Source organism: Haladaptatus sp., assembly GCF_049589095.1.
Lineage (GTDB): Archaea > Halobacteriota > Halobacteria > Halobacteriales > Haladaptataceae > Haladaptatus.
This window is the reverse complement of record NZ_JBAWAC010000154.1, coordinates 1-6,083: the sequence shown is the minus strand read 5'-3', so window position 1 is coordinate 6,083 and position 6,083 is coordinate 1. Positions and strand designations below refer to the sequence as shown.

Here is a 6,083-nt window from a genome sequence, read left to right as displayed (position 1 = left end):
AAGCGGAACCATGCACGTCGTTCACCGACGGGATGGGGAGGAACGGACGCTCGTCGCACACGTCGAACCCGTGGATTCGCTTCGGTCGCGTGTCGGAGGGCTCGCTCGACTCGCCGTTCGTGACGACTACGGATTGGTGTTCGAGTTCGGTTCGGTCGGCGACCGTCGCGCTTCGACGGTGGCGACGCCGCTGGCGCTCGACGTGGTGTGGACGGAAAACGGGGAAGTGACGAACGTTGCTCGATTGCCCCGCTGGACGGGGACGGCGCGTGGAACGGGAGATCGTGTGTTCGAGTTCTCGGGTGGTGTCGTGCAGAACGTCCGGCTGGGTGACGAACTCGTGACGAGTCAGGCCCAGTCGTCGCGCTCGACGGAGTAACACCCACACTCGGGGCACACTTGGTACTCCACCGGGAAAGCGGTCTCACACCGTTTGCATTCGTACGGCCGATCCGGCTTCGTGTCCGTACCGAGCCGTCGTAGCAATCCCATGGCTCGCGTTTCGGCGGTGAGCACCAAATAGTTCATCAGAGTGGAGTGAAAGTGAAAACAGCCACGAATCGAACGAATACCGTCTCGGAAGGCCGAAGGCGGGTAACCGAGGTCGGACGGTGTCTATGCGGATTCTCGCCGACCCCTCGAAGGGCACTCGGCGTTACTGTTTCTCTCGTCCCTCTGTTCGTCCGGACCTCGGGCAATCGGGTGCCGTGTCCGCGGAGTGGACGCAAGGGGTCGTCTACAGGTTGGAAGACGCGAGCCACGTGGAGACGGCACCATACCGTGTGTCAGGTCACTATGTGTCGTTTAGTTCCCTGCGTCCGTCCGCATTCCTATCGAACCACGGCAGTTAAAAGGAGGTTTTGACCAGTTTCTCAAAACGGATTCAGTCGGCGTCGATGGCGTCCATCGTCGTTCCCACCGCGGCCGCGACGCTATCCGGGAGCGTCGTGACGACCGCATTTCCAGCACGTTCCCGCTCCACGAGACCGTCATCGGCGAGACGCTCCAAGTGATACGAGACGGTGCCGGGGGTCCGGTCGAGCGCGTCCGCGAGGTCGGAGACGCTCGCGGGACCGTCACGGGCGACCGTTTCGAGCAGGGAGGCAGTCGCCTCATCCGAGAGCGAGGCGGCCAACGCGGGGTTGTCGTCGCCAGCAGGGTTCACCCGGCGTTTTCCACGAACGGTGGTCGTCTCGACCAACTTTTCCTCCTGCAGGATCCTGACGTGGTAGCGAACCGTCGAACGCGGAATGTCGGTTTCCTCGCTCAGTGCCGACAGGGAGAGTCCGGGCTCCTCGGCGACGGTGGCATATATCGTGGCCCGCGTGGCGTTGTTGAGCGGGTTCGACCCGTCGTACCGACTGTAGCTTCCGACTGTTATCGAACCGGGTGCTTCGTCGATATCGGCGTACTCCATCGCCGACGTGGGTCCGTTCGGGAAGGAGTGGCCGTGCGAACCGACGCCGAAGGGATCATCGAGGGTTGCTGCGTTCGAATGTCGCTGTGCTGGTGGTGCATGGTGGACCGGCGTGTCCGCTACCGGCTCGTCTGCTACTGGTGTGCTTGCCACCGCTGGGACGACGAATCCGAGAGGGACCGTCGCAACGAGGAGCAGGGCGGTGAACACCACGATTGTACGATTGCGAGGTCGGAACATGATTTACCTTCCTTCGTGGTCGTCTGAGATATGTTGTGGGAACCAGAGGAGTATCGTTCTTTTGGTGGGGTTCAGTGGAAAAAAGGTGAATGAAAACCGGAGCGCGTGCAAAAATGGGTTATTTTCGCTCGTAGGCGATTAGTTTCATTTCGCGAACTTTCGTTCCGTCCTCGTCGTAGATGACGCCGTACATGGCGGTCCCGTGATCGGGGGAGTAACACGCGTCGGTGAAGACGGAGCCGTTGATACGGATTTCGGCGTCGTAACACGAGATCCCTGCGATTGTCCGCTGTTTCGTTATCTCGTAGGTCATCGTCTCCTGTGAGGACGGGGCCGTCCATGTGTTTCCGACGCGGAAGTCGTTGCCGTAAATCCCGTTCGCCGACGGCGAGAACATCGTCGTCATGAGGTACTGTCCGCCCGGCATGAACGCCAGTTGAACCAGGGCCTCCTCACGGGTGAACGTCGCCGTCTTCGACTGGGTCTCCCCTTGGTTCGTGAACGAACTCCGCATGGTGATGTTCTCGCCGTCTATCGACCGGATGTCCCAGACGAGTTTGCCGGTGCCGTCCTCCTCGTCGTACGTTTCGTACGTGTAGGTGCCCGGATGCTGGAACGCGAACGGGGTGAAAGCGTCGTCCTCCGACGCGTCCGAGGCGTCGTTCGAACCGTCGCCATTCGAGTTATCGCCGGATCCCGACCCCGTCGACCCCGCATCGGGCGCGTTTCCGAGGTGACTCGAAATACCCGTACAACCGGCGAGAACGACGAGGGCCGCGACGGCCAGGGTGAGTGTGATCCGTCGCATTTTAGGCGAGTCGATCCGCCAGTGTTCCGAACACGGGGAGCGCGAACCGCTCGTTCGAGTACGCCTTGTACATCAGGAAGAGCCACGTCAGGAACGCCGCGAATCCCACCACGAGGTACGCCAGTGAGAACAACAGCGAGAGCAATCCACCCAGACGCGGGATGAACAGCAGGAGCATCTGGACGATACTCATGCAGATGTAAATCACGAACATCCCGACACCGAAGACGATGCTCTGGGCGGCGTGGAATCTGACGAATTTGTTGTCCCCTTCGAGCAAGAAGAACAGGAGTCCAGTGATCGGACTGAGCAGATACGCGAGCGCCCCCGCGAGGTTCTCGTCGAGTCCACTACCGGTTTCCGAGCCGGTCGATTCAGTAACGTCGGTCGTCGTTTTTGGTTCGACAGCCATGAACATAACTAGCAGTAGGAAATGATATAATTACGCAGTGGTATTTTCCCAGCTTACGGAACGAGGTCCGGAAAGCGAAACGTGTTTCGTGGTGTGAAACACTATACCAGAGAAACACCATGGAGGAGACATGAGCGACAGTGGGAACTCGGATATCGTAATCACTGCCGTCAAGCGTGCGAAAACCCTCCGTGCACTGCGCAACGGACCGGTCGCACGCTCCGATCTACAGGACGAAATAGGCGTCTCACGGACGACGACCCACCGAATCACGCGGGAACTCACCGACAAGTCGCTCATCCGCCGCGTCGATGGCTTGTACGAACTCACCCCGTTGGGACAACTCGTCGCGGGCGAAGTCGAGCATCTACGGGACACCGTCGAGGTCGGCTTGCAGTTGGAACCCCTACTTCCGTCGCTCGACCGAACCGATATCGACGTTGAGTTGCTCGCCGACGCGACGATAACCGTCCAGGAACCCGGCGACCCGTACCGGCCGGTGCGCCGGTTCATCTCCCTCCTGCGAGAGTCGGAGACGCTTCGTGGGTTCGACACCACCACTATCGCGCCGATGTACGTGGACGAGATCCGCAACAGCATCCTCGACGGCATGCGGACCGAAGTCATCTACCTCTCCCCCGTCATCGACCAACTGCTGGACGATCACCACGAGGCGACCGTGAACGCCATCGAGAGCGGCCAGCTCGAACTGTTCGTTCACGACGAGTTGCCGTTCGGCCTGGTCATGTTCGACGACCGCGTCGGCGTCGGCGGCTACGACGAAACCGGCATTCTCCGCGTCTTCGCCGACACGGACGACCCGGCGGTTCGAGTGTGGGCCGACGACCTGTACGAGGAGTACCGCAAGGAAGCGATTCCAATTCAGGACCACGCCGACTGGACGGGATGAGACGGTCGTTTGCCAGCAGTCAGTCGAGGATTTCCTCGGCCGTGTCGAGTCCGCTGCGGAGCGCGCGGTGAACTCGGCCCTCGCCGACGACCCAATCACCGGCGAAGAAGAGACCCGCTTCGTTCGCCCGCCGGAGTACCTCCTCGTCGGCCCCGTCATTCGGCTGTGCGTCCCTCCAGCGAACCACGTCGAACCAGTCCGGCGCGGCGAGCGGGTGCTCGGAGAGGAGGTCGGCCGCGTACCCCGCGGCAGCCGTGGCGACGTCGAAATCGTCGTCGTCGTAGTGGTTCGCCGACCACTCGGGCGACAGTTGGACGATCAACAACTCCTCGTCCCCCGGGACGTGGCTCGGTTTACACGACTCGCGGGAGAGCCAGCCGACCTCGTGTTCCTTGTCCGTGTTCACCAGCGCGTAGTACGGCCGCTCGACTTCGAACGAGTAGTGGAGCGCGACGGAGAGGATCGGCCGGTACGGGACGTGCCCGATGGTCTCACGGAGGTCACGACGCAGGTCGTCGTCCCACTCCGCGAGGTCGAGCAGCGACGCCGTGATCGGTGCTGGCGGCGTGAGCACCAGCGCGTCCCACGGCCCGTACTCGTCGCCGTTCGCGTCCCCGACGTACCACGACTCGGCATCGCTCGACTCGTCGCGCCGGAGACCAGTTATTCGAGTTTCCGTGCGAACCGTCGCACCGCTCGCCTCCGCCAGTCGCCCCCCGAGCGTTCGCAGTCCCGTTCTGTACGTCCACTTCGAGGTATCCTCGTCGCGGCCCTCGGAAACCTCCTCGTCGGCGTCGAACGTCCACACCGGTCCCTCGGTTTCGACCAATCCCTCGTCGAGTTCGCGGACGAGTTCGGACACACGTTCGTCGTCGCTCTTGACGTAGTTCGCGCCGACGTCGTAGACACAGCGATTCCGTTCGTGCGACGTCGCACGCCCGCCGACGCGTTCGGTCCGCTCGAACAAGGTTACGTCGGCGTCGTCGCGCAGCGCGAACGCGACGCCCAACCCGGCCACACCGGCACCCACGACGGCCACGCGGGTCACGGTACGCGTCCTCGTTCCCGGTGTCGAGGTGTTCGGACGGGACCGTCACCCACTGCTATTTCGATACCCGTTCCGACTCCAGAAGGTGTCATGCGATGGCGTTCGGGAGCGCCCGGCAAAGTGATTGTGGCACGACGTGCGGTGATTGTGGTACGACGTGCGAGGAATCGGTTGGAGAGTGGGTTGCGTATGATGCGGCCCGGTCGTTCGACCGCACGAGGACCATTCCACGCCGCCATCGTAGCCCCAGAAGGATTTACTCCTTGCCGACCATCCCCCGAGTATGCAATTGGATGACATACTCATCCTCGATTGTTCCCGGCTTCTTCCGGGACCGTACGCGACACAACTCCTCGCGGACCTCGGCGCGACGGTGATCAAGATCGAGGAACCGGAACGCGGCGATTACGCGCGGGAGATGGCTCCCATCGGGGAGAGCAGCCACGGCGAGATTTTCGAGGCGGTGAACCGGGGAAAGCGGAGCGTCTCGCTCGATTTGACGGACGAAGTCGCGCGGAAAGCGTTCTACGAACTGGTCGAGACGGCGGACGTCGTCTTCGAGACGTTCCGCCCCGGCGTCACCGAGCGACTGGGAATCGACTACGACACGCTCGTGGAGTACAACGAGGAATTGGTGTACGCCTCCCTCTCCGGGTTCGGGGGGACGGGACCGAACGCGGAGCGGGCGGGCCACGACCTGAACTACGCCGGGGAGTCGGGACTGTTGGACATGACGCGACCGGACGAGAATTCGAAACCGGTTATCCCCGGCTACCCGATGGTGGACATGGCGAGCGGGCTGTTTTCGGCGTTCGGCATCGTGAGCGCGCTCCTCGCCCGGGAACGGGGCGGAGACGGTGCAAGTGGAGAAGACGGTGAAGGCGATGCGGGCGGGACGTACCTCGATCTCGCCATGACCGACACCATGCTGTCGTTCGCGCAAGTGTTCGCGAGCGGGGCGTTCGCCGGGCGGACACCCCGCCCGGGGAAGACGATGCTGACCGGCGAATTTCCCTGCTACGACGTTTATCGCACGGCGGACGACCGCTATCTCACGGTCGCGGTGCTCGAACCGAAGTTCTGGCGCGCGCTCTGCGAGACGATCGAGCGTCCCGAGTTGATCGAAAAACACCTGAGCGACGACCCGGCGATCCGCGAAGCCGTTCGGGAGACCCTCCAAACCGTCTTCGAAACGCGGACGATGGACGAGTGGCTCGACGAGTTCGACGGCGTGGATACGGCCGTCGG

At 62.4% G+C, this 6,083-nt stretch carries 7 protein-coding genes; 3 read left to right on the top strand and 4 right to left on the bottom strand.

From position 1 onward, the window contains the following. On the top strand, positions 1-379 hold a 379-nt coding region (locus WBV42_RS05300; protein ID WP_423985099.1), incomplete at its 5' end, for a DUF192 domain-containing protein. Between the two features lie 504 nt (positions 380-883). Here WBV42_RS05300 and WBV42_RS05295 read toward each other — a convergent pair. The 3 genes from WBV42_RS05295 to WBV42_RS05285 form a co-directional block, all read right to left on the bottom strand. After that, positions 884-1,657 carry a winged helix-turn-helix transcriptional regulator gene (locus tag WBV42_RS05295; RefSeq protein WP_423985098.1) on the bottom strand — a complete coding sequence of 258 codons (774 nt, stop codon included), beginning with the start codon at positions 1,655-1,657 and terminating at the stop codon, positions 884-886. 118 nt (positions 1,658-1,775) lie between these two features. Further along, positions 1,776-2,465 carry a hypothetical protein gene (locus WBV42_RS05290; protein WP_423985097.1) on the bottom strand — a complete coding sequence of 230 codons (690 nt, stop codon included), beginning with the start codon at positions 2,463-2,465 and terminating at the stop codon, positions 1,776-1,778. A gap of 1 nt (position 2,466) precedes the next feature. Then, positions 2,467-2,877 carry a DUF4870 domain-containing protein gene (locus WBV42_RS05285; protein ID WP_423985096.1) on the bottom strand — a complete coding sequence of 137 codons (411 nt, stop codon included), beginning with the start codon at positions 2,875-2,877 and terminating at the stop codon, positions 2,467-2,469. Between the two features lie 130 nt (positions 2,878-3,007). Here WBV42_RS05285 and WBV42_RS05280 point away from each other — a divergent pair, with 130 nt between their 5' ends. Continuing rightward, the gene (locus WBV42_RS05280; protein WP_423985095.1) at positions 3,008-3,787 is read left to right on the top strand and encodes a helix-turn-helix transcriptional regulator; all 780 of its coding nucleotides are present in this window, start codon (positions 3,008-3,010) and stop codon (positions 3,785-3,787) included. Between the two features lie 19 nt (positions 3,788-3,806). Here WBV42_RS05280 and WBV42_RS05275 read toward each other — a convergent pair whose 3' ends face one another. After that, a complete protein-coding gene (locus tag WBV42_RS05275) occupies positions 3,807-4,835 on the bottom strand; it encodes an NAD(P)/FAD-dependent oxidoreductase (RefSeq protein ID WP_423985094.1) in 1,029 nt (342 codons plus the stop codon). Positions 4,836-5,118: 283 nt separating this feature from the next. On the opposite strand from WBV42_RS05275, the gene WBV42_RS05270 reads away from it, so the two are divergent. After that, positions 5,119-6,083: CaiB/BaiF CoA transferase family protein (locus WBV42_RS05270; protein ID WP_423985093.1), on the top strand; the 965-nt coding region annotated here is incomplete at its 3' end.

What these genes read in the sequence shown, in the direction of transcription:
- WBV42_RS05295 (WP_423985098.1), bottom strand. Translation starts at nt 1,657, where the DNA reads ATGTTCCGACCTCGCAATCGTACAATCGTGGTGTTCACCGCCCTGCTC.
- WBV42_RS05290 (WP_423985097.1), bottom strand. Translation starts at nt 2,465, where the DNA reads ATGCGACGGATCACACTCACCCTGGCCGTCGCGGCCCTCGTCGTTCTC.
- WBV42_RS05285 (WP_423985096.1), bottom strand. Translation starts at nt 2,877, where the DNA reads ATGGCTGTCGAACCAAAAACGACGACCGACGTTACTGAATCGACCGGC.
- WBV42_RS05280 (WP_423985095.1), top strand. Translation starts at nt 3,008, where the DNA reads ATGAGCGACAGTGGGAACTCGGATATCGTAATCACTGCCGTCAAGCGT.